The sequence below is a fragment of the Thermosynechococcus sp. PKX95 genome, from assembly GCF_031583295.1.
Classification (GTDB): domain Bacteria; phylum Cyanobacteriota; class Cyanobacteriia; order Thermosynechococcales; family Thermosynechococcaceae; genus Thermosynechococcus.
Map to the genome: position 1 here is coordinate 941881 of NZ_CP134171.1, position 24279 is coordinate 966159.

Annotated in this window: 22 protein-coding genes and 1 tRNA gene; 10 read left to right on the forward strand and 13 right to left on the reverse strand. The window is 52.2% G+C overall.

Annotated elements, in window-relative coordinates; translation table 11 throughout:
* Position 1: 1 nt before the first annotated feature.
* From RHH81_RS04400 to RHH81_RS04420, 5 genes are all read right to left on the reverse strand, one after another.
* Positions 2 to 439, reverse strand: a complete 438-nt coding sequence (locus RHH81_RS04400) for an ATP-binding protein (protein WP_149817272.1) — start codon at positions 437 to 439, stop codon at positions 2 to 4.
* A 234-nt stretch (positions 440 to 673) separates the two neighbouring features.
* A complete protein-coding gene (locus RHH81_RS04405) occupies positions 674 to 1618 on the reverse strand; it encodes a branched-chain amino acid ABC transporter permease (RefSeq protein WP_206201237.1) in 945 nt (314 codons plus the stop codon).
* A gap of 8 nt (positions 1619 to 1626) precedes the next feature.
* On the reverse strand, positions 1627 to 1923 hold the full coding sequence (locus RHH81_RS04410; protein ID WP_206201238.1) for a hypothetical protein: 297 nt from the start codon (positions 1921 to 1923) through the stop codon (positions 1627 to 1629).
* Positions 1924 to 1937: 14 nt separating this feature from the next.
* Positions 1938 to 3179, reverse strand: a complete 1242-nt coding sequence (locus RHH81_RS04415; RefSeq protein WP_206201239.1) for a hypothetical protein — start codon at positions 3177 to 3179, stop codon at positions 1938 to 1940.
* A 44-nt stretch (positions 3180 to 3223) separates the two neighbouring features.
* The gene (locus RHH81_RS04420) at positions 3224 to 3832 is read right to left on the reverse strand and encodes a hypothetical protein (protein ID WP_206201240.1); all 609 of its coding nucleotides are present in this window, start codon (positions 3830 to 3832) and stop codon (positions 3224 to 3226) included.
* A gap of 173 nt (positions 3833 to 4005) precedes the next feature.
* Here RHH81_RS04420 and RHH81_RS04425 point away from each other — a divergent pair, with 173 nt between their 5' ends.
* The 6 genes from RHH81_RS04425 to RHH81_RS04450 all read left to right on the forward strand — a co-directional run bounded on the left by RHH81_RS04425 (position 4006) and on the right by RHH81_RS04450 (position 12718).
* Positions 4006 to 5016, forward strand: coding sequence for an isochorismatase (locus tag RHH81_RS04425; protein ID WP_206201241.1), 1011 nt, complete (start codon positions 4006 to 4008; stop codon positions 5014 to 5016).
* A gap of 77 nt (positions 5017 to 5093) precedes the next feature.
* Positions 5094 to 6134, forward strand: a complete 1041-nt coding sequence (gene fbp / locus RHH81_RS04430; protein ID WP_310743439.1) for a class 1 fructose-bisphosphatase — start codon at positions 5094 to 5096, stop codon at positions 6132 to 6134.
* Positions 6135 to 6144: 10 nt separating this feature from the next.
* On the forward strand, positions 6145 to 7674 hold the full coding sequence (gene zwf / locus RHH81_RS04435; RefSeq protein WP_310743440.1) for a glucose-6-phosphate dehydrogenase: 1530 nt from the start codon (positions 6145 to 6147) through the stop codon (positions 7672 to 7674).
* A gap of 66 nt (positions 7675 to 7740) precedes the next feature.
* Complete coding sequence (opcA, locus tag RHH81_RS04440) at positions 7741 to 9075, forward strand: glucose-6-phosphate dehydrogenase assembly protein OpcA (protein ID WP_310743441.1); 1335 nt, start codon at positions 7741 to 7743, stop codon at positions 9073 to 9075.
* 11 nt (positions 9076 to 9086) lie between these two features.
* The gene (locus tag RHH81_RS04445) at positions 9087 to 11336 is read left to right on the forward strand and encodes a cation:proton antiporter (protein ID WP_206201245.1); all 2250 of its coding nucleotides are present in this window, start codon (positions 9087 to 9089) and stop codon (positions 11334 to 11336) included.
* Between the two features lie 299 nt (positions 11337 to 11635).
* Positions 11636 to 12718, forward strand: coding sequence for a hypothetical protein (locus tag RHH81_RS04450; RefSeq protein WP_310743442.1), 1083 nt, complete (start codon positions 11636 to 11638; stop codon positions 12716 to 12718).
* A gap of 145 nt (positions 12719 to 12863) precedes the next feature.
* Here the strand turns inward: RHH81_RS04450 and RHH81_RS04455 are convergent, their stop codons facing one another.
* The 4 genes from RHH81_RS04455 to RHH81_RS04470 all read right to left on the reverse strand — a co-directional run bounded on the left by RHH81_RS04455 (position 12864) and on the right by RHH81_RS04470 (position 16864).
* Positions 12864 to 13700 carry an EcsC family protein gene (locus RHH81_RS04455; RefSeq protein ID WP_310743443.1) on the reverse strand — a complete coding sequence of 279 codons (837 nt, stop codon included), beginning with the start codon at positions 13698 to 13700 and terminating at the stop codon, positions 12864 to 12866.
* A 224-nt stretch (positions 13701 to 13924) separates the two neighbouring features.
* Positions 13925 to 14497, reverse strand: a complete 573-nt coding sequence (locus tag RHH81_RS04460; protein WP_206201247.1) for a Uma2 family endonuclease — start codon at positions 14495 to 14497, stop codon at positions 13925 to 13927.
* Between the two features lie 134 nt (positions 14498 to 14631).
* On the reverse strand, positions 14632 to 16545 hold the full coding sequence (gene mnmG, locus RHH81_RS04465; protein ID WP_310743444.1) for a tRNA uridine-5-carboxymethylaminomethyl(34) synthesis enzyme MnmG: 1914 nt from the start codon (positions 16543 to 16545) through the stop codon (positions 14632 to 14634).
* 28 nt (positions 16546 to 16573) lie between these two features.
* Positions 16574 to 16864 (reverse strand): YggT family protein, encoded by a 291-nt coding sequence (locus tag RHH81_RS04470; protein ID WP_149817300.1) that lies wholly within the window; start codon positions 16862 to 16864, stop codon positions 16574 to 16576.
* Between the two features lie 292 nt (positions 16865 to 17156).
* Between RHH81_RS04470 and RHH81_RS04475 the strand changes: the two genes are divergently transcribed.
* Positions 17157 to 18107, forward strand: coding sequence for a hypothetical protein (locus tag RHH81_RS04475; RefSeq protein ID WP_310743445.1), 951 nt, complete (start codon positions 17157 to 17159; stop codon positions 18105 to 18107).
* 69 nt (positions 18108 to 18176) lie between these two features.
* On the opposite strand, the gene RHH81_RS04480 is transcribed toward RHH81_RS04475, so the two are convergent.
* The 4 genes from RHH81_RS04480 to RHH81_RS04495 form a co-directional block, all read right to left on the reverse strand.
* Positions 18177 to 18926, reverse strand: coding sequence for a BsaWI family type II restriction enzyme (locus tag RHH81_RS04480; RefSeq protein ID WP_310743446.1), 750 nt, complete (start codon positions 18924 to 18926; stop codon positions 18177 to 18179).
* 79 nt (positions 18927 to 19005) lie between these two features.
* Complete coding sequence (gene dcm, locus RHH81_RS04485; RefSeq protein WP_310743447.1) at positions 19006 to 19983, reverse strand: DNA (cytosine-5-)-methyltransferase; 978 nt, start codon at positions 19981 to 19983, stop codon at positions 19006 to 19008.
* A 41-nt stretch (positions 19984 to 20024) separates the two neighbouring features.
* Positions 20025 to 20657 carry a Holliday junction branch migration protein RuvA gene (gene ruvA / locus RHH81_RS04490; RefSeq protein WP_206201252.1) on the reverse strand — a complete coding sequence of 211 codons (633 nt, stop codon included), beginning with the start codon at positions 20655 to 20657 and terminating at the stop codon, positions 20025 to 20027.
* Between the two features lie 41 nt (positions 20658 to 20698).
* Positions 20699 to 20770, reverse strand: a tRNA-Thr gene (locus tag RHH81_RS04495).
* Between the two features lie 142 nt (positions 20771 to 20912).
* Between RHH81_RS04495 and RHH81_RS04500 the strand changes: the two genes are divergently transcribed.
* From RHH81_RS04500 to RHH81_RS04510, 3 genes are read left to right on the forward strand one after another with little or no spacing between them, the layout of a single operon-like run.
* The gene (locus RHH81_RS04500) at positions 20913 to 22256 is read left to right on the forward strand and encodes an adenylosuccinate synthase (protein WP_149817309.1); all 1344 of its coding nucleotides are present in this window, start codon (positions 20913 to 20915) and stop codon (positions 22254 to 22256) included.
* A 14-nt stretch (positions 22257 to 22270) separates the two neighbouring features.
* On the forward strand, positions 22271 to 22576 hold the full coding sequence (rplY, locus tag RHH81_RS04505; RefSeq protein ID WP_310743449.1) for a 50S ribosomal protein L25: 306 nt from the start codon (positions 22271 to 22273) through the stop codon (positions 22574 to 22576).
* 51 nt (positions 22577 to 22627) lie between these two features.
* Positions 22628 to 24094 carry a TldD/PmbA family protein gene (locus RHH81_RS04510; RefSeq protein WP_206201254.1) on the forward strand — a complete coding sequence of 489 codons (1467 nt, stop codon included), beginning with the start codon at positions 22628 to 22630 and terminating at the stop codon, positions 24092 to 24094.
* The last annotated feature ends 185 nt before the right edge of the window (positions 24095 to 24279 follow it).

Sequence of the window (24279 nt, forward strand, 5' to 3'; positions counted from 1 at the left end):
GTTATTGGGGAGTCGGCTTCACGGTTTTGCGCAGAATCAAACAGTTACCCGTATTGCCCACGCGCTGATAGTCCAATTCATCCATGATGGTTGCCAAGAGGCGTAGGCCGCGTCCCCCTTCGGCATCGAGGGCAATTTGGCTGGGGAGTGTTGCCAGTTTGGCCATCAAATCAAAGGGATCCCCTTGATCCCAAATGCGCAATTCAATCACAGTATCTGCAAGGGAGAGATCAATGCGAATGGGGGTATCGCTGGCGCGATCGCGATGGGCATGGCGCACAGCATTGGTAAACCCCTCGGCAAGGGCGAGTTCCAATTTCAACCACTCTTCGATGGGCAGCGTCGTGGGGCGATATTGATTGAACCATGCCAAGAGAGCCTCCAGTTGGGTCAGGTCACTGGTCAGGGTTAGGGAAACCGTGGTGAAGGGAGGCGTCATAGGCTGAGTTGTCCTTGCTGGGGTGGAATCAGTTGCAGAGCTTTAGGATCGGATACCAAGAGGTCAAAAACAGCTCCGCAGCTCGCCCTGCCCACTGAATGTAAAGGATGCAAATGGAGCCATGACGAATAGACGTTTCGCCGCTGGAGGGCTGCTGAGATGGGCTGCAGGAGAAAGAGGGTTCAATGGGGCAACGCAGATGGGACATGAAGCAGCCAAATGCAGGAGGACTGATTACATTTTCCTCGTTTTGTTGCCCAATAGGGTGCACCAGAGCGATCGCCAGTTGGGAGGCTGGCACAACCCCTGGGGAAAGAACCGTGTGCCGAGGATAATCAGCAACCCATAGAGCATCAGACGGCCATCGCGGAAAAAAGTGGCCACTGCCACTGGCAAATAGGGTTGATCGGCGAGTCCCCGCAGGAGTTCAGGCAGAGCTGTAAAGAGCATACCGCCAGCGATCGCCCCCACAAACGTGCGATTGCCCCCCACCAGCACTGCTGTCAGTGCCAACACCCCCATATCAAACGTGCCCTGACGCGGATTCCAAGTATTCAAAAGATGGGCCGCCAAAACTCCCGCCACCCCCGCTAGAATTGCCCCCAAGACAAAACCCAAAACCTTGTAGCGAGTGGTATCAATGCCAAGGGTCTGCGCCACCAATTCATCGGCACGAATGGCCTGCATCGCCTTGCCCGCACGGGTCTGTTCCAAGCGACCGATGGCGATCGCCACCATGACCAGCAAGGGCAGCGTCAGCCACAAATAGCCCAAGGGTGTACTAAAGGGTTGGGGAATGCCAAAGATGCCGATCGCCCCCCCGGTCACCTCCAGATTGAGTGCCAACACCCGCAGCACCTCAGAGAAAGCAATCGTGGCAATGGCAAAATAAATGCCCCGTAACCGCAGCACCGGCACCCCCAAGCCCCAGCCCACCACACCACAGACCACAGCCGCCAACACCATTTCCCCCAGCACCAAGGGCACGGGATAGGGGTTCAGGTCAGGAAAAAGACGGGTTGAGACCAAGGCAGCAATATAGCCACCCATGGCATAAAACGCTGGACTCGCAAGGGAGAGTTGGCCACTCATCAGGGGCAAATAGAGTGACAAGGCCAGCATCGCCCCCAAGGTCATTGAAACCAGTAGGAAGTCGTACGTGCCGAGCCAACCCGCCATAATTACTGCTAAGCATCCATTGCACAGGCCGGCACGCTGGCCGCAGCAAGCTGCTGCAACTCCGCAATAATGGCTGCTTCGAGGGCGTTATCCCCAAGGCGAATCGTCAGACGCGACAGCCGCAGGGAGGCCGTAATCCGACCGCTAGGGAAATCGAGCCACACCAACTGTTGAAATTGGCGACAGCGACCACCATGGCGCTGGGCAAGGGTAGTGAGTTCCTCGTTGGTGGGCGATCGCCCCAGATCCACATCAACCACCCATGTACCGCCACATTCCCGCCGTTTAGAGAGTTGAATTGGCATTCTCAGAACTTAACTTATAGGCGTTGAGCATAAAATTCACACCAGGGATCACCCTTTTCCCGCGCCTTCACCTCTGCCCCTTGAAACACACCGCCCCGTTGAAAGAGACGATTGTAAAACGCCTCATCTAAGACAGGCTTCTGTTGAATGCGCCCGTTATAGACAATGTTCATCATTGCCGGTACCGCCCCTTGGGCAAAATAACAGGCCGGTTGCAGGGTATGGGGATAGGAAGCCAAGAAGTAGTTGGTTTCGTAGTTGCCATCAATGGCCACCCGACAGGATTCATTCCCGACCACCTCTAGGGCTTGCCAACGCCCCCATCCCAAACTACTGGCAACAGCATACCCCCCGTGAATCCAATCGGTATCGGTTTTTAACATCGGGCCAACGACTGTTTCCCACTCCAAAGACTCCATGATATTGCCAAAGGTGTAAAAGACACAAACATGGCCTGATTCACGGATCAAGGCCTGCCCCACCTCTAAAAGCTGCGGATCTACCTTTTGCAGCTCATCCAAGAAACGGTACTGAATGCGGTTGTAGTAGTTGGCGGGCATCCGCGTCAGCAGCACATTAAAGGCACGAATTTGACCATTCACATCCCCTTCTAGGGGCAGTCCCCAGAGGGCTTCGTTCACCGCATCGTAGTCCACACTGGTTTCTGGCTGCGGCAGGGGCGCCGGTTGATCAATGAGCTTGCCCATTTGCGGACTCGGTGTTAGGGAGCGGCGCACCGGTGCTTTGGTCACATGGATCATGCAGTGATCCTGCCGCGTCACCACCATACAACTGGTTTCTTCAGCCACATAGGTACCCAACGCCGCAAAGGTGGCATCTAGGGCTGCGGCCACATAACCCACTGCCAAGTGATCAATGGGTTTCGTGCGGCTCACCTGCTCACCGTATTTTCCAAGCCAGCCCTCTGCATAGTGGGAGTGGGTTAATTCCACCTCACCCCCTTCTTCTGTCACCTCAAAGTTGAGGCGGCCAAAGCCCAAAAAGCTAAAAATCTGGGCGGCGGTGGCAAGGCGTTCCGCTGGCGTTTGCACTCCCAACGTATTAAAGGCATTGGCGAGCAAGCTATAGAAAATCTCTTGGGCTGAGGTCTGTAGGATACTGACGCCATCAATCCAGTCGGGGTCTTCAATGGTTTGCTGGAGAAATAGGTTGTAGTGGTGGCAGTGGAAAATCACTGGTTCGTCAAAAAAAGCCACCAGCTTGCGGGGGCGATCGATACGGAGATGCTCAAACATAGGGCCAATCTTTTGTTAAATGGTGAAGGGTGAGTCAAATCAACCTAGGGAAGGGCAACCGGCAGGCGTTCCACACCCAAGATATCGGCCACGCCCTTGTAGAGAATGCGCACTTCCCGTTCATCCAACTGGCCTTTTTCCAATCGCTCGCGGTGCAAGCCCGTTTTCAACGACAGCCGCAGCGCCACAAAGTTGGGATCCGGCGCATAGCGACGGGCATAGCTAAGCAGCAGTTGAGCGACGGAGGTGGTGTTGTCTTGGACAGGCGGCAACAGGGGCTTGCCATCCGCCAAGATCGCCTTGATCCGCTCAAAGACCAGCTTCAGGTTCGTGCTACCCTTGGTGAGAAAGAGGACAAAGTAGGGAGTTTTGCTAAAGGCTTTGATGACCAATCGCACCTCTGCCGAACCCGCTAGCAGATAGTCTGCCTCTGAGGCCGGATCCACCACTTGGCACACGCGATTGTTGGCTCGCAGCAGATCGCTGGCATAGGCACCCAAAGAACTCAAGGACTCATTTTCAAGGCTATTGCCACTGTAGTTAATTTCGGCAATGGTTGCTCCATCCGTCGTGCGGCCAATTAACACAGCTAACACGCCCGGGACTCCGGCAATATGTTGCTCTAAAACACTCTTGAGTGTACGCACCAGCATTGCGAATTTCCCAATCAAGATTAAGCTTTGACTAACTCTACTTTATAGAGGTAATCAATTGTTGCGCATCCGTAGAATTTCTGATATTCTAGACTTTTATTAAAAATTAACAATTGTATCCACAAATACTTTTTACACTATTTTGCAGCGGGTCTGCAGCGGATCCCTTGCCTATGGCGCCGATCAAAGAACTGCCTATCCCCGATTTTTTTGATGCCACTAAGGTTGCTCAAGTGTGGCGCGTTCCCTACCAAGAGCGAGCAGTGCAGGCGCGGCAATGGGCACAGCAGTATCAAATTCCCCCTGCCGCTGAGGATCGGCAGCGTACGATCCTTTTGCTCATTGATGTGCAAAACACCTTTTGCCTACCCGACTTTGAGCTATTTGTCCAAGGGGCGGTTGCGGATAATCAACGCCTCTGCCGCTTTATCTACACCCACCTTGCCCACATTAGCGAGATTATTGTTACCCTCGATACCCATACCGCCAGTCAAATTTTTCATCCCCTCTTTTGGCGAGATGCTACCGGGGAACCGCCGCCACCTCTAACCACGATTACCGTTGACGATGTTGAGCGGGGGCGATGGCAACCCAATCCCCATCTGCTAACCTCCCTCGGCATGACTGATCAAGAGAGTTTGCAGGCCTATGCCCGGCACTACGTTGCCCAGTTAGCCGCCAAAGGCAAATTTCCGTTGACGATTTGGCCTTACCACTCGATGCTGGGGGGGATTGGCCATGCCCTTGTGTCTGCTGTGGAGGAGGCCTGTTTCTTTCATACTGTGGCGCGACAGCAGCAAACCCGCATCGAACTCAAGGGGAGCCACCCCCTGACGGAGAATTATTCGGTGTTGCGTCCAGAGGTGAGCCATGACCTCCAAGGGCGTCCTTTAGTGGCGGTGAATAGCGCTTTGATTGAGCATCTGCTGGCGGGCGATCGCCTGATCATTGCCGGTCAAGCCAAAAGTCACTGTGTTGCTTGGACGGTCGCCGACCTGCTCAGTGAAATTCAGCAGCGCGATCCCCAACTCGCCCAGCGGGTCTATCTCCTTGAGGATTGTATGTCCCCTGTGGTGGTGCCGGGGGTCGTGGACTTTAGCGAAACTGCCAATGCAACCTTTGCCGAGTTTGCTGCTGCCGGCATGCACCGGATCACCACTAGCAGTGCTCCTTGGAATCTTTAGTTGATCTAAAGACTTACCACTTCTGAAAAGAGACAGTTTAGGATCGGGGCTAGATGCATCCTCACTAGGGAGGGGCTATGACTGATTTTGCAGCCCACGAACAAGCCCTCGATCGCGATTGTTTGACCCTATCTCGGCACGTTCTCCAGCAACTCCAAAGCTTTGACGCCGCTGCCCAAGACCTGAGTGCCCTAATGAATCGCATTGCCCTTGCTGGCAAGCTCATTGCCCGCCGTTTGAGTCGAGCGGGTCTCATGGAGGGGGTGTTGGGCTTTACAGGGGCAGTGAACATCCAAGGGGAAGACGTCAAAAAAATGGATGTCTATGCCAATGAAGTCTTTATTGCGGCCTTCAAGCAAAGTGGCTTGGTGTGTCGCCTTGCTTCTGAGGAAATGGAAAAGCCCTACTACATTCCCGAAAACTGCCCCATTGGCCGCTACACGCTGCTTTACGATCCCCTCGATGGTTCCTCCAATGTGGACATTAACCTGAACGTAGGCTCCATTTTTGCGATTCGCCAGCAGGAGGGCACTGATCTAGACGGCACCGCTGCTGATCTTCTACAAGATGGCCACAAGCAAATTGCCGCGGGCTATATTCTCTATGGCCCTAGTACGATGCTGGTCTATTCCCTGGGCAGGGGCACCCATGTTTTTGTCCTTGACCCTAGCCTCGGCGAGTTTATTCTGGCGATCGAGAACCTGCAAATTCCCGCTAGTGGCTCCATCTACAGTGTCAACGAAGGCAACTTCTGGGCATGGGAAGAATCCATTCGTAACTATGTCCGCCATGTCCATCGCCAGCCCGGCTACAGTGCCCGCTACAGTGGTGCCCTTGTCGGCGATATTCACCGCATCCTCATGCAGGGGGGGGTCTTTCTCTATCCGGGCACCCAGAAAAATCCCGCGGGGAAGTTGCGTCTACTCTACGAAGCGGCACCGATCGCCTTCCTCGTGGAACAGGCCGGTGGCAAAGCCAGTACCGGCACCCAACCCCTCCTCGATGTCGTGCCTGATCATCTGCACATGCGCACACCACTCATTATTGGCAGCCCTGAGAATGTTGCTCTCGTTGAATCCTTCATCCGGCAAGCCCCTGCCAATCCAACCGTGACTTAGGTGTAAACCCATGGTGACCTTATTTGAAAATCCCCTACGGGTCGGATTACGCCAAGAGCGGACGCCAGAGCCGCTCATTTTAGTTATTTTTGGTGCGAGTGGCGACCTTACCCAGCGCAAGCTCATTCCCTCGATTTATCAACTGAAACTGGAACGCCGTCTGCCCCCAGAACTCACGATTGTTGGTGTGGCGCGTCGCGACTGGAGTGATGACTATTTTCGCGAGCATCTGCGCCAAGGGGTCGAGGAATTTGGCGGTGGCATTCAGGCGGAACCCCTGTGGCAGGAATTTGCCCAAGGCCTGTTTTACTGCTCTGGCAATATGGATGATCCCGCCGCCTACACCAAACTGAAAACCCTCTTGGCCGAGCTGGATGAAAAACGCCAAACTCGCGGCAATCGCGTCTTTTACCTTGCGGTCTCACCGAACTTTTTCGTTGAAGCGATTCAACAACTAGGGGCAGCCGGTCTATTGAGTGATCCCCAAAAGCATCGCCTCGTCATTGAAAAGCCCTTTGGCCGCGATCTCACCTCTGCCCAAGCCCTCAATGAAGTGGTGCAGTCGGTGTGCAAAGAGGAGCAGGTTTACCGTATTGACCACTACCTCGGCAAAGAAACCGTTCAAAACCTGATGGTGTTTCGCTTTGCTAATGCTATTTTTGAACCCCTCTGGAACCGCCAGTACATAGATCATGTGCAGATTACCGTTGCCGAAACCGTGGGGGTTGAAGACCGCGCGGGCTACTATGAAACTTCGGGTGCTCTGCGGGACATGGTGCAAAACCACATCCTTCAGTTATTGGCCTTGACCGCCATGGAACCCCCCAATGCCCTCGATGCCGATAGTCTGCGCAACGAAAAGGTGAAGGTGCTCCAAGCCACCCGTTTAGCAGATTTGGATAATCTCGATGCCTGTGCTGTCCGCGGCCAATACCGAGCCGGCTGGATGAAGGGCAAACCTGTGGTGGGTTACCGCGAAGAGCCGGGGGTGAGTCCCACCTCCACCACGCCCACCTATGTGGCACTCAAACTGGTGATTGATAACTGGCGCTGGCAGGGGGTGCCCTTTTATTTGCGCACGGGTAAACGCTTGGCAAAAAAAGTGACGGAAATCTCGATTCAGTTTCGCGATGTGCCCCTGCTGATTTTCCAGTCGGCCGCCCGCCAAACCAACCCCAATATTCTAACAATGCGTATCCAGCCGAATGAGGGGATTGCCCTGCGCTTTGAGGCAAAGATGCCCGGTGCAGATCTGCGCACGCGCACGGTGGAAATGGACTTTAGCTACGGCTCCTCCTTTGGAATGGCAACGGCGGATGCCTATGCGCGGCTCTTGCTGGACTGCATGCTCGGGGATCAAACCCTGTTTACCCGGGCGGATGAGGTGGAAGCAGCTTGGCGGGTGGTGATGCCGGTGCTCAGTGCTTGGGATGCCCCTACGGATCCAGACACGATTCCCACCTATGAAGCGGGGACATGGGATCCCGATGCCGCAGAAGCGATGATTAATGCCGATGGTCGGCGGTGGCGGCGACTGTGATCTTTATCCATCATGGGAAGAGATGGGAATCAAGGCCGAACTTCATTCACAGATAGGTACCTAGGTATGGCAATTGAATCAACTCCCCTCGTAGCGCTCCAAGATCCCGTGGATGTCTCGTTAGATGATATTGAGCAAAGTTTGCGGCAAATTTGGCTCAGCCATGGCGGGGATGGTACGGCGCCAGCAGCAGTGCGGGCAACCACCTTTACCCTAGTTGTCTATGAGGCGGATGATACCCAACAATTGCTAGCGGCCTTGGGCTACTACACAGGCCCCATTGATGGTATCCTTGGCCCCCGCATGCAGTCGGCGATTCGTGCTGCTGAAAAGAATCACAACTTGCCCTTGACGGGTCGAGTCACGCCCCAACTGCGGCAGGCCTTGCAGGCAGAATATGCTCAGGGAACCCCTTGGAGCGATCGCTATGCCGTGGATATGCGCGGTAGTGGCATTGCTGACGCGATCGCCAGCCAAAATCCCTGTCGGGTGATTGCCCTGTGTCCTACCCTTGGCGAAGATACGGGAATTACTGCTCAGGTGGCGGCCTACTGCCCGATCAACAAAAAGATGCGCAGTTCCCTCGTTTGCTGTGAATACATTACCCTCAAGGGCACCCATAGCGCCTTCCAGCGGGTGGAACCCCTGTTGCAGTCTTTAATCATTCGCGAACTCCCCCGCTTTTTGTGGTGGAAGGGGGACTTGTTCAATAACTTTGAGCTGTTTCAAACCCTTGCGCCCCAATTTAGCCGCGTGATTGTGGATTCCAGTGAATTTCTCGATCCGCTGCGGGGCTTGCGGGCAATTGCCCCCCTCCTTGAACAACCGCTTCCCCTAACAGATCTAAACTGGCGCCGTCTGGGGGCATGGCAAGAACTGGCGGCTGAAGCCTTTGATCCCCCCGAACGCCGTTTGGCCATTCAGGAAATTGATCAGGTGGTCATTGACTACGAAAAGGGCAATCCCGCCCAAGCTTTAATGTACCTTGGCTGGTTAGCTTCCCGGCTTCAGTGGCAGCCGCGCCAGATCCGCCACGAGTGCGGTGACTATGATGTCTATCACGTGGAACTGGTGGCCTCCGATCAACGGTTGATTAAGGCAGAATTAGCAGGCATTCCCACGGGTGATGCTGGCCTCGTGCTGGGGGATTTAATTGACCTCAAACTCACCTCCTCCAATCTCCAAGCCGATTGCTGTACAATCATTTGCTCAGAAACCCGTGGCTGTATGCGCATGGAGGCCGGGGGCAGTGCTCAAATGTGCCGTACTTATCATGTGTCTCCCCTGAGTGATCTCACGGCTGAGGTGCTCTTGAGTCAGGAACTTCAGCGCTGGGGACAAGACTTCCTCTACAGTGAGAGTTTTGCCGTTGTGGCTCAGATGCTAGCCTTGATGCCCTAGCATGAGATCCCATGACCGAAGATTTTCGCCTTGTCATTGACCTCAGTGTGGTACTGGGGGCAGCGGCAGTAGGAGGTGTGTTGGCGGCTTTGCTGCGACAACCGATCCTGCTGGGCTACCTTTTGGCCGGTATGTTGGTCGGGCCAACGGGCTTGGGACTCCTCAAGGAAGTACCTCAAGTGGAAGGTTTGGCACAACTGGGGGTGGCCTTTTTGCTCTTTGCCCTAGGGGTGAGCTTCTCCCTCGGTGAAATTCGCAAAGTTCAAGGGGTTAGCTTGGGGGGCAGTGCCCTGCAAATTTTCCTGACCATTGCAGTTACAACGCTCATTTCCGTTGGGGTTGGCTGGGTAAGTTCCCCCAATCAGGGGATTTTCCTCGGTGCTGTCCTCTCCCTCTCTTCAACAGCAGTGGTGCTGCGCAGCCTCATGGATCGCAATGAGCTGGAGTCGATCCAAGGGCAAATTATGCTGGGCATCTTGGTGGTGCAGGATCTGGCGGTGGGCTTGATGATTGCCGTCTTACCCGCCCTGAACAAACCCCCAGAGGAGTTGGGACTTGCCCTCGGCCAAGCAGTCTTGACCATTGCTTTGATTGCCGTGGGGGCGATCGCCGCTGGGATGTGGTTGCTGCCCCCCTTGCTACGGCTACTGGCCAAAACAGAAAGTCGTGAGCTTTTCCTTTTAGGCGTCGTTGCCCTCTGTTTGGGAATTGCCCTGCTGACCCAGTATTTGGGGCTTTCGATTGAGATTGGTGCCTTTATTGCCGGTCTGATGATCTCCGAGGTGGAGTATGCCGATCAAACTCTCGATTACGTGGAATCGATCCGCAATGTCTTTACCACGCTCTTCTTCGCTTCCATTGGTATGCTCATTGATCCAGTGTTTCTCTGGCAGCACTTGGATCGCATTATTGAACTGGTCAGCCTAGTGATTCTGGGTAAATTCCTGATCACCACCCCCATAGTCAAGCTCTTTGGCTATTCGTGGAAAACGTCATTACTGGCGGGGATTGGGCTGGCTCAGATTGGGGAATTTTCCTTTGTGCTGCTGACGGCAGGGCGGGGCTTGGGATTGGTGTCCCAACAAGTTTATCTGCTCACCCTCGGCACGACAGCAGTGACGTTGCTGGTGACGCCCTTTTTGTTAAAGCTGGTGCCTGTGCTGTTGGAACTGCCCCTACTGCGCCGCATCCTCAAGGAAGATGAAATCCTCGACATGGATTTAACGGGGTTGCCGCAGCGGAACCATGTGATTGTCTGTGGCTATGGTCGCGTCGGCAAGAGTGTGGTGAAACTCCTCCAAAAACAAAATTATCCCGTGTTGGTCATTGAGCAAAGTGAAACGGTGATTAACGAAGTGCGCGATGCCCAACTGCCCTACATTTACGGCAATGCCGCTAGTACCACCATTCTGGCCAAAGCAGGCGTCGATCAAGCCCTTGGTATGGCGATCGCCCTCTCGGATAGTATGAGTACCCGCCTCTGTCTCAAGCGTGCCCTAGAGTTTGCCCCGGAACTGGATGTCATTGTGCGCGCCAATAGCGATCGCGACATTGAGTTGCTTTATCAACTGGGGGCACGGGAGGTGGTGCAGCCCGAGTTTGAAGCCAGTCTGGAGTTGGCCGCTCATCTATTCTTTACGCTAGGCATGGGTGAACGCCACATTCAGCAGCAGGTACAACAGGTGCGCGACAGCCACTACGCCAATTTGCGCGGCGATACTCCCCCTGAGGGAACCGCCCGTCTCCTGCGGCAAGCAGCTCAGGATATGAATAGTCGCTGGCTGACCGTCCCTGAGGATTCCCCCATTCGAGGCATGAGTCTTGCGGAAATTGAACTGCGCCAGTTGACGGGGGTGACTCTGTTGGCCATTGTCCGTGCCGATGGTACTGAGGTGGATTATCCCAGTGGTGAAACCTGTCTTGAGGGGGGCGATCGCCTCCTGATTGTTGGTCAGCCAGCAGAGTTTGCAGCTTGTGAAGCCCTGATCAATGGCCGTGTCAGTGTGCCCCAAGGGGAAACCTTGTTTCTTTGGATCATGTTGCCCAAAGAGATTGGCGAACAACATCGCACCATTGCCGATCTGCATCTGCCTGAGACCATCACCATCCGTGCCCTGCGGCGAGAGGGAACGCTGCTCTTGGAACCCAAGGAGGACTGTCCCCTAATGGCGGGCGATCGCCTCCTCCTCACTGGCTCTATGGCTGCCCTACAGCGCATTGGCGATCAACTGCAAGCACGATCCACTCCGCTGCCACCGTGAGCACGCAGTAGCCAGCACTGTAGAGATACTCATGATCCTTGACTATAGACTATAGCTAGAAAACTCACCCCGACGTGCCCCAAATGATCTTCTGTTCAGCCACAATCTCACTGCTAGGAGCATAGATCCAACTCTTGGATCATTTTCAGACCCAACAGTACCGCCAATGTCATTTGCCCAAACTTAATAAACTCTATTACTAACCAAATTAGCTTTAGCTTCTGTTAATAAGAATCAGCGCCTAGTATAATCTTAGACGAAGAATTATTCCTCCTCTAAAAACGGATATACAAGAAGTCATGCTACTAAATCGATCTTTGTCAAGAGGGATTGAGAAAACGATCAGGGCTATTAGACTGTTTCTGATTGCACCTGCAAGAAACCCAATTACAAAACTTGAGTCTTACCTATATTTGCCCTACATAGAAAAGAATGCAAACATACTTCAGTTTGACCGGGATATTAATAACGTAGATATCCCTATGAGAATTTGCTATCACTTAGTTCCGGAAGAATTTTCACAAAACTCACTCTATGGTATATCCAAAACAATCAAGCATTATGCTGGCATTCAGCCTAAAAAAAAGCTTCTGGCGCCTATCGAACATGGTTGCTATCTAGATGATTCCGGAGCACCTGACGATGATCCCTTTGCAAGGGCAATTATTACATTCAGTGAGTTTAGAAAAGAAGTTATTTCAAAACATACAGAGAGGAAAGTATTACCTATAGGGCCATATATACATTACGCAGAGTTAATCGATATTGAAACACTAAAGGATTACAAGAAAAAACTTGGAAAAACGCTACTATTTTTCCCTGCACACTCAACCCATCTAATTAAAACTTCATTCAATCATTTACAGGCTATCGAATGGCTTAGAAGAGTATCAAAGGATCATCAGTTTGAATCAGTACTTATTTGTTTTTACTGGAAAGATTGCCGTCCTGAAATTGTAGAACTCTACCTGAATGCAGGGTTTCACTGCACAACAGCAGGTCACATTTATGATTGGAATTTTCTGAATCGTCTTAAATCAATCATCTGGCTGTCAGATGTCACTGCTTCTAACGCTATTGGTACTCACATTGGGTACTGTATTTACATGAATAAACCCCATTGGCTATTTGAACAACAGATAATCTGTACAGCAGATGTTCTGATCAACATTCCCTTGAAAATCAGGGTAGAGAATGGTATAAAATTTTATCAAGAAAGAAAAACATATCAATCAATTTCATCACATTTAACGAATTTATTTCGCGATATCTCACTGAGTGTTACACATGATCAGTATGAAGCCTGTAACTATTTTTGGGGATTTAACTGTATCAAGACAGCAGAAGAAATGAAAAGAGAATTGACTCCATTAATTGAATAAAATTGAGTAACCCCGATAGTGACAAACGACTGTTTCTTTTCTTGAGGTAGCCATTCCAAAACAGCGTCATCGGCAAGATAGTAGTGGATTGTTTCTTCCACAGAGATTTTGGCACGACCATGGACTTTGGCGGCGGTAGCCGCTGTCAACCATCCACTCCGCTGCCACCGTGAGCACGCAGTAGCCAATGCAACTGATAAACATATCGCGCGGTCGTTGCCACTTCTCGGGCAAATTGTTCGCTTTCCAGAACCCCCAAAGCAGTGCCAATCACGGGGATCAACTCGCCACCCAATTCTTCCCTCAACATCACTAATGCGCGACTCAACACCGCCTCCACTGTGTTGTCGGTAAAAACTTCAAAGGCACTGTCTTCCAAGAGGCCGGCGATCGCCCCCCGTTCACTGTCCTCAGAAGGATGCAGCAAACTCAACAATAGATGCTGACGTTCCTTGGCAGTGCCGGCAAAACTGATCCCCAATGTGCCCCAGATGATGTGCTGTTCAACTGTGGTCTCACTGCCAAAGCCATAGCACAAGCCCACCGCTTGAATGGTTTTGAGACCCAATAGCAGAGTCAACCCCACATCCACCAGTTCGCCCAGAAAGTCAAAGGGAGCAGTGATCAGGGCTTCCAAGGCAGCGTTGGTCAAGGCCGCACCGGCAACCCTAGCTTGCAGGCGATCGCACACCTCTAGGGGTTGATCCTTGAGATCCTGCCAATGATCGACTGGCACCCGAGTGTTCCCCAATCGCTGTTTCAGGTGTTGCCAAGCCTGATCACTATTGGCCAGTAGGCGATCGCCCGCCTTACGCAGAATCGCTAGATGTTCAGGGGACAACATCCGACTGACATGACGCTCGACTGTGGCATTGACCGATTGCACCGCCTGTTGCAGAGGGTTCGTTTCTTCCCGCAGCCAAGCACTGATTTTTTGAATTTGTTGCCGCTCATAATCCGTAAGAGCAAGATTGCGGGTCATCGTGGCCACACCCGGGAATAACAAACCGTAAGATGAGAACCTTGCTCCTGCCGCAGCAATTGCCAAGCCGCCACAAACCAGCGCCATAATTCCCCCATAGAGTAACCGCGATAGCGACAAACCACTCCACGAATCAGGGCACTGACCTAGGGCGCGCCAAGCCTCGACACTCATGCTGGGGAAGGGCAGTACGAACGGCAGAGCCGTCCTATAATAGAGAATCCCTAATCCCAAATCAAGGTGAAATCCATTACAAAGTTAGGCAACAGGGGCTCTCCTGAAAGACAAGGGGGATGTTCCAAAACCTGCACAGCTTGCCCAGATCGATAACAGTAAACCTGTCGCATTTCGGGATCAACTAACCAACCCAGTTGGGCACCATTGTCCACATACTCCTGCATCTTGACTTGGAGAGCAGCCAAATCATCGGTTGGCGACTTGAGTTCCAACACAAAATCAGGACAGATGGGGGCAAAGCGGCGCCGTTGCTCAGGGGTGAGGCGTTGCCAGCGACTTTTTTCAATCCAAGCAGCATCAGGGGAGCGAATGGCGCCATTGGGTAAACGAAAACCAGCGGAGGAGTCAAAGGCTACACCCAGCTTTGTTTGTTGGTTCCAGTGCCATAACTGGGCACTGAGACTGAGGTTTTGACGGCTACTTTCACTGCCGGCAGGCGCCATGGCAATCAATTCTCCCTGAGCGCTACGCTCTAGCCGTAGCTCAGGGTTACTACGGCAAAGTTGCTCGAAGGCTTCATCAGTTAATTCAATCGTGGGACGCAGGTTCAGAGCAATCATGGGTTTGTTTTGCAAAAAAGGGAGCTTTTGGCCAAGGGAGATGCTTGCTCGCTTCCCCAACTGGGTTGCCAGAAGTATACAGGGGAGCTTGATGTCTGACATAGGACAACTCTAGTTCAGCCGGCCACACGGTTCTAGCTCCCCACCGCCGTTAGGGATTGCCGCTGCTGTTGCACTTGGAGATAGACCAAAAGGGCATTAATATCTGCCGGGTTGACCCCACCAATACGGCTGGCTTGACCAATGGTGAGGGGGCGGATGGTACTGAGTTTTTCCCGTGCTTCCATTGAAAGGGTGGGGATGGCAAAGTAATCCAAATCCGCAGGGAGCGGACGCTGGTCTTGACGGGCAATCTGCTCAATTTCCCGTTGCTGCCGTTCAATGTAGCCGGCGTATTTAATGGCAATTTCAACCGCCTCTTTCTCTTGGGGAGTCAGATCGGGATTGCCAAGGCCATGGCGATCCAGTAGGTCGTAATGTACCCCCGATCGCCGCAGCAACTCATCAAGGGCAATGGCACTCTTAATCGCTTGACCCGTCGCGACCACAATCGCTTCGCCCACGGGTTCATGGGCTTTAATGCGGGTGCTTTGCAGGCGTTGGGTCTCCGCCGCAAGGCGCTGTTGCTTTGCTTGAAACACTTGCCACTGGGCTTCACTCACCAAGCCAATCTCGTACCCCAAGGGGGTGAGCCGCTGGTCAGCATTGTCCGATCGCAACACCAAGCGGTATTCCGAGCGGCTGGTGAGCATGCGGTAGGGTTCCCGCAGTTCCTTCGTGCACAGATCATCAATCAGGGTGCCGATGTAGCTCTCTTGGCGTGGGAAGGTGATCATCGGTTTCCCCTGAACAAAGCGAGCCGCATTGATCCCGGCCACAATCCCTTGGGCGGCGGCCTCCTCATAGCCGGTGGTACCGTTGATTTGTCCGGCACAAAACAGCCCCTGAATCTTTTTCGTCATCAGGGTGGGAAAGCACTGGGTTGCCGGCAAATAGTCGTATTCCACTGCATAGGCTGGCCGCAGCATGATGCAGTTTTCTAGCCCCGGCAGGGTGCGCAACAGTTGCAATTGCAGCGGTTCCGGTAGCCCCGTGGAAAAGCCTTGGATATAGAGTTCTGGTGTATCGCGGCCTTCGGGTTCAATGAAAATTTGATGGCTTTCTTTGTCAGCAAAGCGGACAATTTTATCCTCAATGCTGGGGCAGTAGCGGGGGCCTTTGGCATCCACCCAACCGCCATAGACGGGCGTCAGGTGCAAATTCTCGCGAATGAGTTGGTGGGTAGCAGCGGTGGTGCGCGTCAAGTAGCAGTTCATTTGGGGTCTTTCCACCCATGCGGTGGGGTCAAAGCTAAACCAGCGTACCTGCTCATCTGGGGGTTGCGGTTCCATCTTGCTGTAGTCCACCGATCGCCGATCCACCCGTGCGGGTGTTCCTGTTTTCAGGCGATCCACCTCAAAACCGAGCTGTGCTAAGGTTTGGGAGAGTCCCTCAGCGGCAAATTCGCCAGCCCGACCAGCGGCCATGGATTTATTTCCCACCCAAATGCGGCCACCGAGGAAGGTTCCCGTTGTCAGGATCACTGCTTGACAGCGAAAGGCGACGCCAAAGTAGGTTTCAACCCCAATCACCGTGTCATTGGCATCAAGGACTAAATCCGTGACCATGCCTTCGCGCACGAGCAAGTTGGGCTGATTTTCCACCACCTGCTTCATGACGGCGCTGTATTCGCGCTTATCGGTTTGCGCCCGCAATGCCCAGACCGCTGGCCCCCGTGAGGCATTCAGGAGCCGCTTTTGCAGATAAGTGCGATCGGTCACACGCCCAATTTCGCCCCCAAGGGCATCCACTTCATGCACCAGTTGCGATTTTGCGGGGCCACCCACGGCAGGATTACAGGGCTGCCAAGCAATTTTATCGAGGTTGAGGGTCAGCAAGAGGGTACGACAACCCAACCGTGCCGTTGCCAAGGCCGCTTCACAGCCGGCGTGACCGGCACCAACAACAATGACATCAAATTCATCCTGAAACGCAGGCAGCGTTGACATGGCGATTGCACCCTAGGCTAGCGATGGTTTAGAAGAACGTGGCGCTACTGGAGAACCCCGATAAGAGTTGGACAATAAATTGCAAGAGGAAGAAGGCAATAATCGGCGAAAAGTCAAGGCCACCGATGGGGGGAATCAGGCCACGAAAGATATTCAGGTAGGGATCCGTTAACTGACTGAGAATCGAAAAGGGCGGATTGTACCAGTTGATATTGGGAAACCACGACAGCAGAACCCGAATCAGCAGCACAATTAAGTAGATCTGCAAAAAGTTCGCAATCCCCATCAATAGAATGGGCAATACAGGTGCCTCGGTCATTGGTCTTCCCCTTGCAAATTCAAGTGCATCCCTTATTGTACCAATGCTGGCAAGAAGCTAGCCCCAGCGGTCATTCTCCCTCGCTAGACTAGGAAATAGAAGTTTCTGCATGCATTCCCATAAAGTTATCGCTGTGCCCCTGCATAGGGGAGCGATCGCCAAAGGATAAAGAGATAGAGGCCTGTCCGACAGCGGCTTTGACTGTTTTGGGCGGGTTCCATCCTTGGGAAAAGGGCTGTATTCTGGATGGCGGCGTTTTCATTGACATTCAACTGAAGTTCAGGGGTTCAATATGTTACAGATGTCGGCCACGGGTCATATATTGGTGGGCACCTATGCCCTGATTGGATTTACCATCTCTGGCCTATCGTTTTTGCGGGCTTGGGTACAGCGGCAGTACAAGGGTTCTGTGCAACGTTTGAAGGAAGAGTGCGATCGCCTGCACCGGATTGTCAGCGAACAAGCCCAGCGCATCGAAGGGCTAAAGGAACTAGTCAGCCGTAGCGAGCAGGAGCGCGATCGCCAGCGCCAAGAAATTGAGCAATTGCGCTCAGAGGTGGAACGGTTGCAAAACCGCTGTCAAGAGCTAGAAGACCAACAACAGCAACTACACACTCAAGTTAGTGACTATCGCCAACAGGTGGTGGAATTGACGCATGCCCTCAACACTAGCCAAGCGGAAAACGAAGCCCTACGGGACAATTGCGATCGCTATCGCCAAGAGCTAGAAGACCAACAACAGCAACTACACACTCAAGTTAGTGACTATCGCCAACAGGTGGCGGAATTGACGCATGCCCTCAACACTAGCCAAGCGGAAAACAAAGCCCTACGGGACAATTGCGATCGCTATCGCCAAGAGCTAGAAACCGCCTACCAGCGCAGTAGCAGCCTCGAAGAAGAATACGCCAGTCAAACGGCGACATTGACCGCTTCTCTGACCACGATTGAAGCCACCTGTCGCGAAAAAGAGGCAGAACTAGCGGCTTGTCATGCCACAGTCAGCGAGCGCGATCGTGAAATTGACGGGCTACGCCATGAGATTACAGATCTTAACCAAGAAGTCGAGCAGCTTCAGCAAACTGTTGAACACCTGCAAACACAGAAGCAAGGAGCAAATATCTACGCCCAATGGCTGACATGGCTCAGCAGCACCGTGGCGATCGCAACTCTAGTACTCAACCTTGGGCCTTGGAGTCCGCTGTGGACAGCCATCTATCCTCACCTGCCGATGTTTTCCTAGAGATTCAAATTGTTCGCTATAGTTTGCTAATACTAGGGGGCATAAAACTGCCCCTTTTTTATTTGCGGGTTAAAACAAACTAAGCTGAACATAGGGATTTGACAGCTTTTCTATAGCAAATGGAATTAAGTTAGAAAGAGGATAAATAAACGCATCTTCTGTAAAATCTATTTCCTTAGCGATAAAAGACCGATCAAAGAATTTCAATATTCCGCGTTGCTGAGGGTTATTAATTTCGTTATAAAAGTTTGTTGTTGCAAAGCAAATAATCGGAACTACTGACGATCGATAGGAGATATTATATTTTTCGCATAATTCAGGGCTATGTAGAGCAACTTCCATTAGGAGTTTCCACTTATAAGTTTGAGCCGCCCTTTCCCTTAAGGATGTTTTAAGAGACAAAATGATATAGCTTTCAGGTGTATGTTTTTGCTTAATATTATTATTTGCATAAATCACAATATCCATATCTGGTTTTTGCACTTCATTTTGGATATTGATATTAATTGACTGCCTGAAATTTGGAACACTTGATAGCTGAGATGTTATGAACATCCATTCAGGTATGTTTTTGCAACATTTGTTAACAAGAAAGATGTAAATTAAGGCGTTTGAAAAAGCATTGCCAGCAATGCTCTTTATTGCTTGATTTTTATTCTCTATTTTCCCCTGTTTAACCTTTTGATCTAAAAGTATTTCCACATCAATCTGAGAAGCTCGTATGATGTCGTGCAACTGGTTAAGCACTAATAGCCATGCTTCCTTAATGTTTTTCTGACTAGCAACCCATTGATTAACTCTCTTAACAATAGGCTTCATGTAATACTTATTGCCTGAACATATCTTTCTTAAAACTTTCTTTTCCTGCTTGCTTAAAACCTTGAATGACATATCTGAACTAAAAGAGCGTAAGCTGCCTAGTTTGTTTTAATAATTTTCCCTGCTTTAGGGATTTTAATATCTCATCAGCAATAACTTTCACCAGCGGCACCACGACTGAATTGCCAAACTGCTGGTATGCCCTTGTATCACTCACCACAATTTTGAAAGAGTCGGGAAACCCCATTAAGCGGGCACATTCCCTTGGCGTCAGGCGGCGGGGATTCTTGTTTTCTTGGGGAATGAGGATTTCCGAGCCATCTTTGTAATACCTTGCGCTTAATGTTCGGGTTACTCCCTCTAAATCAACTAGCCCATAGCCAAATCCATTACCACGGGCACGATGCTTTTCAGCATAGTTTTGCAAATACTGCCACAGATGATTGCTCAACGTATATTTAGCATCTACTGACGGTTCCAGAATATCCCTAACTCTATGTTGCTGAATTGGTACCTGAGGAAATGTAAATTCAAGGGGTTCTCTAAAACCCACAATAAAAATTCTTTCTCGATGCTGGGGCACAAAATGAACAGCATTGATGACTTGGTAATAGATGTAGTATCCCAAATCATTTAGAATTTCTTGAATCCTTTGAAAGGTTCTACCGCGATCGTGGCTTTGAAGATTTTTAACATTTTCTAGCAAAAAAGCCCTAGGACGTTTATCGTTGATGATCCTCGCAATTTCAAAAAATAGATTGCCTTGAGTCGGGTGCTGAAAACCATGATCAATTCCTAGGGCATTGTGCTTGCTGACACCCGCAATGCTAAAGGGCTGACAGGGAAAACCCGCTAATAATATGTCATGGTCAGGAATCCTCTCCGAGGGGATTTGAGTAATGTCTCCTGCTGGCACTTCGCCAAAGTTTGCTTCGTAGGTTATTTGGGCAAACTTATTCCACTCTGAGCTAAAAACACAGCAACCACCTGCTTGGCTAAAACCGAGCCGCATGCCACCAATGCCAGCAAATAGATCAATGAAGGTTGGCTGCCCCATAGCAGTCTAGAGTTAAGTGTCGTCTCTATTTATCCTAAAGCCTAGGTATTGGCACTTAGCCATGTGATGGCTTCCCGTAGCCATGCCTCTGGATCGCTATTCTTGGCGAGGGTGCTCGTTTGGCCGATGGCAGTAAGGGCAGCTTCAATCTCGCGATCGCTATAACCCAAGGCTAAAAGAGTCAACTCCAGTTCTTCACGCATCGCTTCCGTGGGCAGGCCAGCGGGAGCCGTTGTTAACCCCGTTTCCTGTCGCCAAGCACTCAGGGCGGCTTTCAGTTCCAAGGCAATGCGCTCAGCGGTTTTATTGCCGACTCCGGGCGCGCGGCTGAGACGACGGGTATTGCCACTGACGATCGCTTGGACTAGCTCTGGCAAAGGTAGGGTATCCAGCAACGATAGCGCCATCTGTGGCCCAACCCCATTGACACGGATCAAACGCAAAAAGAGATCCCGCTCCGCTGCCGAGGCAAAGCCATAGAGGAGCATCTGATCCTCACGGACACTGAGATGGGTAAAAATCTGCACCACCTCAGCACTCGGTGGGTACTGCCGCAACAGATGGGACGGGACCAGTAAGCGATAGCCGACCCCATTCACCTCTAGGATGAGGGCAGAGCGATGGCCCCCCTCCGATTGATGGGCAACAACGGTTCCTCTGAGGTAGGCAAACACAGTCTGTTCCTGCTTGCAGACGATTGGAAATGGGTGAGCCAAGCCGATGATGAGATTCGAACTCACGACCGCTCGATTACGAATCGAGTGCTCTACCACTGAGCTACATCGGCATTCAAAGCATTATTTATGCTAGCACGATCGCCCCTAGGACGGGCAGGGCAATGGCAAAATTTTTGCGATCGCGCGCTTGTGTGCATTTGCCCCAAGGGTTACAATAAACGATTGTGTTAATTAACGAGTTAAGAAAATCACTTGGCAAACGTCGTCGTTGTTGGTGCCCAGTGGGGCGATGAAGGCAAGGGTAAAATCACCGATCTCCTGAGCAAGTCTGCCGATGTGGTAGTCCGCTATCAGGGCGGTGTCAATGCAGGTCACACGATTGTCGTCAAAGACCAGACCCTAAAATTGCACCTGATTCCGTCAGGGATTCTCTACCCCGATACCCAGTGCATCATTGGGGCGGGAACGGTGGTGGATCCTAAGGTGCTCCTTGAGGAACTCGAACAACTGGAACAGTTGGGGGTGAGCACTGAGAATCTGCTGATTGCAGAAACAGCCCATGTGACGATGCCCTACCATCGCCAGTTGGATATTGCTGCTGAGGAACGGCGTGGCTCACGGCGCATTGGTACCACAGGACGCGGCATTGGCCCCACCTATGCCGATAAATCCGAGCGCACGGGGATTCGCATGCTGGATCTGCTGGATGCTGATCAGTTGGCCGCCAAGCTGGAGTGGGCGATCGCCCAAAAGAATTTGATCCTCGAAAAGCTCTACGGACTGGCGCCCCTCGAACCGCAGCCGATCATTGAAGAGTACTGTGCCTACGGTGAGCGCCTGCGATCGCACATTGTCGATGGTTCCCTCGTGCTGGATGATGCCATCCGCCGGCGGCGCAACATTCTCTTTGAAGGTGCCCAAGGTACTCTTTTAGACCTTGACCATGGCACCTATCCCTACGTCACCTCCTCAAACCCTGTGGCCGGGGGTGCTTGTGTCGGGGCGGGGATTGGTCCAACGATGATTGACCGCGTCATTGGTGTGGCCAAAGCCTATACCACGCGGGTCGGCGAAGGGCCTTTTCCAACGGAATTACTGGATGAGGTGGGAGAACTCTTGGGCGATCGCGGTGCTGAATTTGGTACCACAACTGGACGGCGCCGCCGCTGTGGCTGGTTTGATGCCGTGATTGGCCGTTATGCGGTGCGCATCAATGGTCTCGATTGCTTAGCAATTACGAAGCTCGATGTCCTCGATGAGCTGCCAGAGATCAAAGTCTGTGTTGCCTACGATATTGACGGTGAGCGCTGCGAACACTTCCCCAGCAATGCCCTCAAATTTGCCCGCTGTCGTCCCATCTATGAAACCCTGCCGGGGTGGCAGCAATCCACCCGTCATTGCCGCTCCCTTGATGATCTGCCCAAGGCGGCATTGAACTATCTCAAGTTTTTGGCTGAAATTATGTCTGTGCCCATCGCCATTGTCTCGTTGGGGGCAGAGCGCAGCCAAACCATCATTGTTGAGGATCCGATCCATGGTCCGAAACGGGCACTCCTCAAGGATGATGGCACCCAAGTCCATCCCGTTTTATCTTAATTGGAGTTGCAGCAATGTCTCGTTCCTTAGCTATTGAGGGGCAACTACGCCCTGCCGATGCTAAACCCAATGCCCTACGCCGTGAGGGCAAAACCCCCGCCGTCCTCTACGGCCCGACGATTGAGTCTTCGATTTCCTTGGTGGTGGATACCCATGCCGCCGAATTTTTGGTGCGGGATGCCCGTCTCCAGAAAACCCCGATCCAGCTTTCGATCCCCGATTTGCCGTGGCAGGGAACGGTGGTGCTCCAAGAGGTGCAAGCCCACCCCGCCAAGGATACCCTTTACCACCTCTCCTTTTTAGCCAAAGCTGAAAACTAGGCTGCGAGGGGGAATTTGCTATAGTGGGGATATGTTAAGTGATTGTTAACAATGCCAGCCACGCTACTTCGTTCTGCGGATCTTGCCCACCTTAGCTATTCCCCCGAAGGCGATCGCTTTGATGGCTCTTGGGAATCTCCCCTCGCTACGCTCCTTGGCCTTGGGCGGGCGGCTGGCGCTGATTTTGTCGAGATTTTCCTTGAGCGCAACCATTACCTTAGTACTCTTGTCGAGGACGATCGCCTGACGAGTGTCTCCCCTCGCTTGAGTTTAGGGGCGGGTATTCGCGTTTTTCGCGGTACCAGTGATTGCTATGTCAGCACCAATGATCTCAGCTTCAACGGCTTGCGCGCCGCCCTTGAAAAAGCCCTTGGCTTAATGGGGCTGCTTTTGCCCAGTCCGCAAGCTTACGTGCCTGAAATCCACCTTGAATTGCTGCGGGACTATGCCCAAGGCCGCAAGGAAGGCTGGCTAGCCGCCTGTAGTTCTATTGCTGAAGTGGCCGATATTCTGCTGGCGGGCAGCGATCGCCTACGCCAGAAAACCCAGCATCTGCAATCCCGCCGCCTCAGTTATTTTCGCGATTGGCAAGAGGTCATGGTGGCCGCCAGTGATGGCACCTTTGGTCGCGATATTCGCCTCACCCAATCAGCAGTGGCCTCTGTTCTCTGTGCGGATGGCGAGCACCGCGCCTCCATTGGTGAGCGCAATGGCGATACCAGTAATCCAGACTTTTTGCGCCAGTGGGACTACACCACCTTGGCCGATACCGTTGCCGAAGCGGCGGGCAAAATGCTCTATGCTGACTATGTGGAATCGGGCACTTACCCGGTGATCATGGCCAACCAATTTGGCGGGGTGATCTTCCATGAAGCCTGTGGTCACCTCTTGGAAACCACTCAAATTGAACGCGGTACGACCCCCTTTGCCGATAAAAAAGGCGAAAAAATTGCCCATGAAAACTTGACCGCTTGGGATGAGGGAATTACCAGCGGTGCCTTTGGCAGTATTGATATGGACGATGAGGGGATGCCGACGCAGCGCACGTTGCTGATTGAAAATGGCATCCTTAAGAATTTCCTGAGCGATCGCGCGGGTTCGATGCGCACAGGGCACCCTCGCACGGGCAGTGGCCGCCGCCAAAGTTATACCTATGCTGCCGCTTCGCGGATGCGCAATACCTACATTGCCCCCGGTGAATACCGTGTTGAGGACTTAATTGCCTCCATTGATCGCGGCATTTACTGCAAACGCATGGGGGGTGGCAGTGTCGGTGCCACGGGGCAATTTAACTTTGCTGTTGAGGAAGCCTACTGGATTGAACATGGCCAAATCAAACAGCCCCTCAAGGGAGCCACACTGATTGGCGAAGCCAAGGAAATCATGCAGCGAATTTCAATGTCTGCCAACGATCTCGCCCTTGCCCCCGGTTTTTGTGGCTCGATTAGCGGTAGTATCTACGTCACCGTTGGTCAACCCCACATTAAAGTCGATGCCATTACCGTCGGTGGCCGCTAAACTGATTACCTGCGGTTATGGGTTTGAGTAGAAATGCCTAAAGATTTTATATGTGAATTTTTGTGACTCTCGCTACATTATCATGGAAGAAGAAGGGGAGCTAAGGCAGTGCAGCTTTTTGATCGCCCTCACCGCTTTGTGTGCGCCTTGACTTCTCTTCTGAGACAAAAACATTGGACTGAATG

Excerpts from the sequence above, each read along its gene's own strand:
- RHH81_RS04420 (WP_206201240.1), bottom strand. The coding sequence starts at position 3,832 with ATGCTGGTGCGTACACTCAAGAGTGTTTTAGAGCAACATATTGCCGGA.
- RHH81_RS04475 (WP_310743445.1), top strand. The coding sequence starts at position 17,157 with ATGTTACAGATGTCGGCCACGGGTCATATATTGGTGGGCACCTATGCC.
- RHH81_RS04510 (WP_206201254.1), top strand. The coding sequence starts at position 22,628 with ATGCCAGCCACGCTACTTCGTTCTGCGGATCTTGCCCACCTTAGCTAT.
- rplY (WP_310743449.1), top strand. The coding sequence starts at position 22,271 with ATGTCTCGTTCCTTAGCTATTGAGGGGCAACTACGCCCTGCCGATGCT.
- RHH81_RS04425 (WP_206201241.1), top strand. The coding sequence starts at position 4,006 with ATGGCGCCGATCAAAGAACTGCCTATCCCCGATTTTTTTGATGCCACT.
- RHH81_RS04445 (WP_206201245.1), top strand. The coding sequence starts at position 9,087 with ATGACCGAAGATTTTCGCCTTGTCATTGACCTCAGTGTGGTACTGGGG.
- RHH81_RS04450 (WP_310743442.1), top strand. The coding sequence starts at position 11,636 with ATGCTACTAAATCGATCTTTGTCAAGAGGGATTGAGAAAACGATCAGG.
- RHH81_RS04410 (WP_206201238.1), bottom strand. The coding sequence starts at position 1,923 with ATGCCAATTCAACTCTCTAAACGGCGGGAATGTGGCGGTACATGGGTG.
- fbp (WP_310743439.1), top strand. The coding sequence starts at position 5,094 with ATGACTGATTTTGCAGCCCACGAACAAGCCCTCGATCGCGATTGTTTG.
- RHH81_RS04455 (WP_310743443.1), bottom strand. The coding sequence starts at position 13,700 with ATGACCCGCAATCTTGCTCTTACGGATTATGAGCGGCAACAAATTCAA.
- RHH81_RS04415 (WP_206201239.1), bottom strand. The coding sequence starts at position 3,179 with ATGTTTGAGCATCTCCGTATCGATCGCCCCCGCAAGCTGGTGGCTTTT.
- opcA (WP_310743441.1), top strand. The coding sequence starts at position 7,741 with ATGGCAATTGAATCAACTCCCCTCGTAGCGCTCCAAGATCCCGTGGAT.
- mnmG (WP_310743444.1), bottom strand. The coding sequence starts at position 16,545 with ATGTCAACGCTGCCTGCGTTTCAGGATGAATTTGATGTCATTGTTGTT.
- RHH81_RS04400 (WP_149817272.1), bottom strand. The coding sequence starts at position 439 with ATGACGCCTCCCTTCACCACGGTTTCCCTAACCCTGACCAGTGACCTG.
- dcm (WP_310743447.1), bottom strand. The coding sequence starts at position 19,983 with ATGGGGCAGCCAACCTTCATTGATCTATTTGCTGGCATTGGTGGCATG.
- RHH81_RS04470 (WP_149817300.1), bottom strand. The coding sequence starts at position 16,864 with ATGACCGAGGCACCTGTATTGCCCATTCTATTGATGGGGATTGCGAAC.
- RHH81_RS04405 (WP_206201237.1), bottom strand. The coding sequence starts at position 1,618 with ATGGCGGGTTGGCTCGGCACGTACGACTTCCTACTGGTTTCAATGACC.
- RHH81_RS04480 (WP_310743446.1), bottom strand. The coding sequence starts at position 18,926 with ATGAAGCCTATTGTTAAGAGAGTTAATCAATGGGTTGCTAGTCAGAAA.
- RHH81_RS04460 (WP_206201247.1), bottom strand. The coding sequence starts at position 14,497 with ATGATTGCTCTGAACCTGCGTCCCACGATTGAATTAACTGATGAAGCC.
- zwf (WP_310743440.1), top strand. The coding sequence starts at position 6,145 with ATGGTGACCTTATTTGAAAATCCCCTACGGGTCGGATTACGCCAAGAG.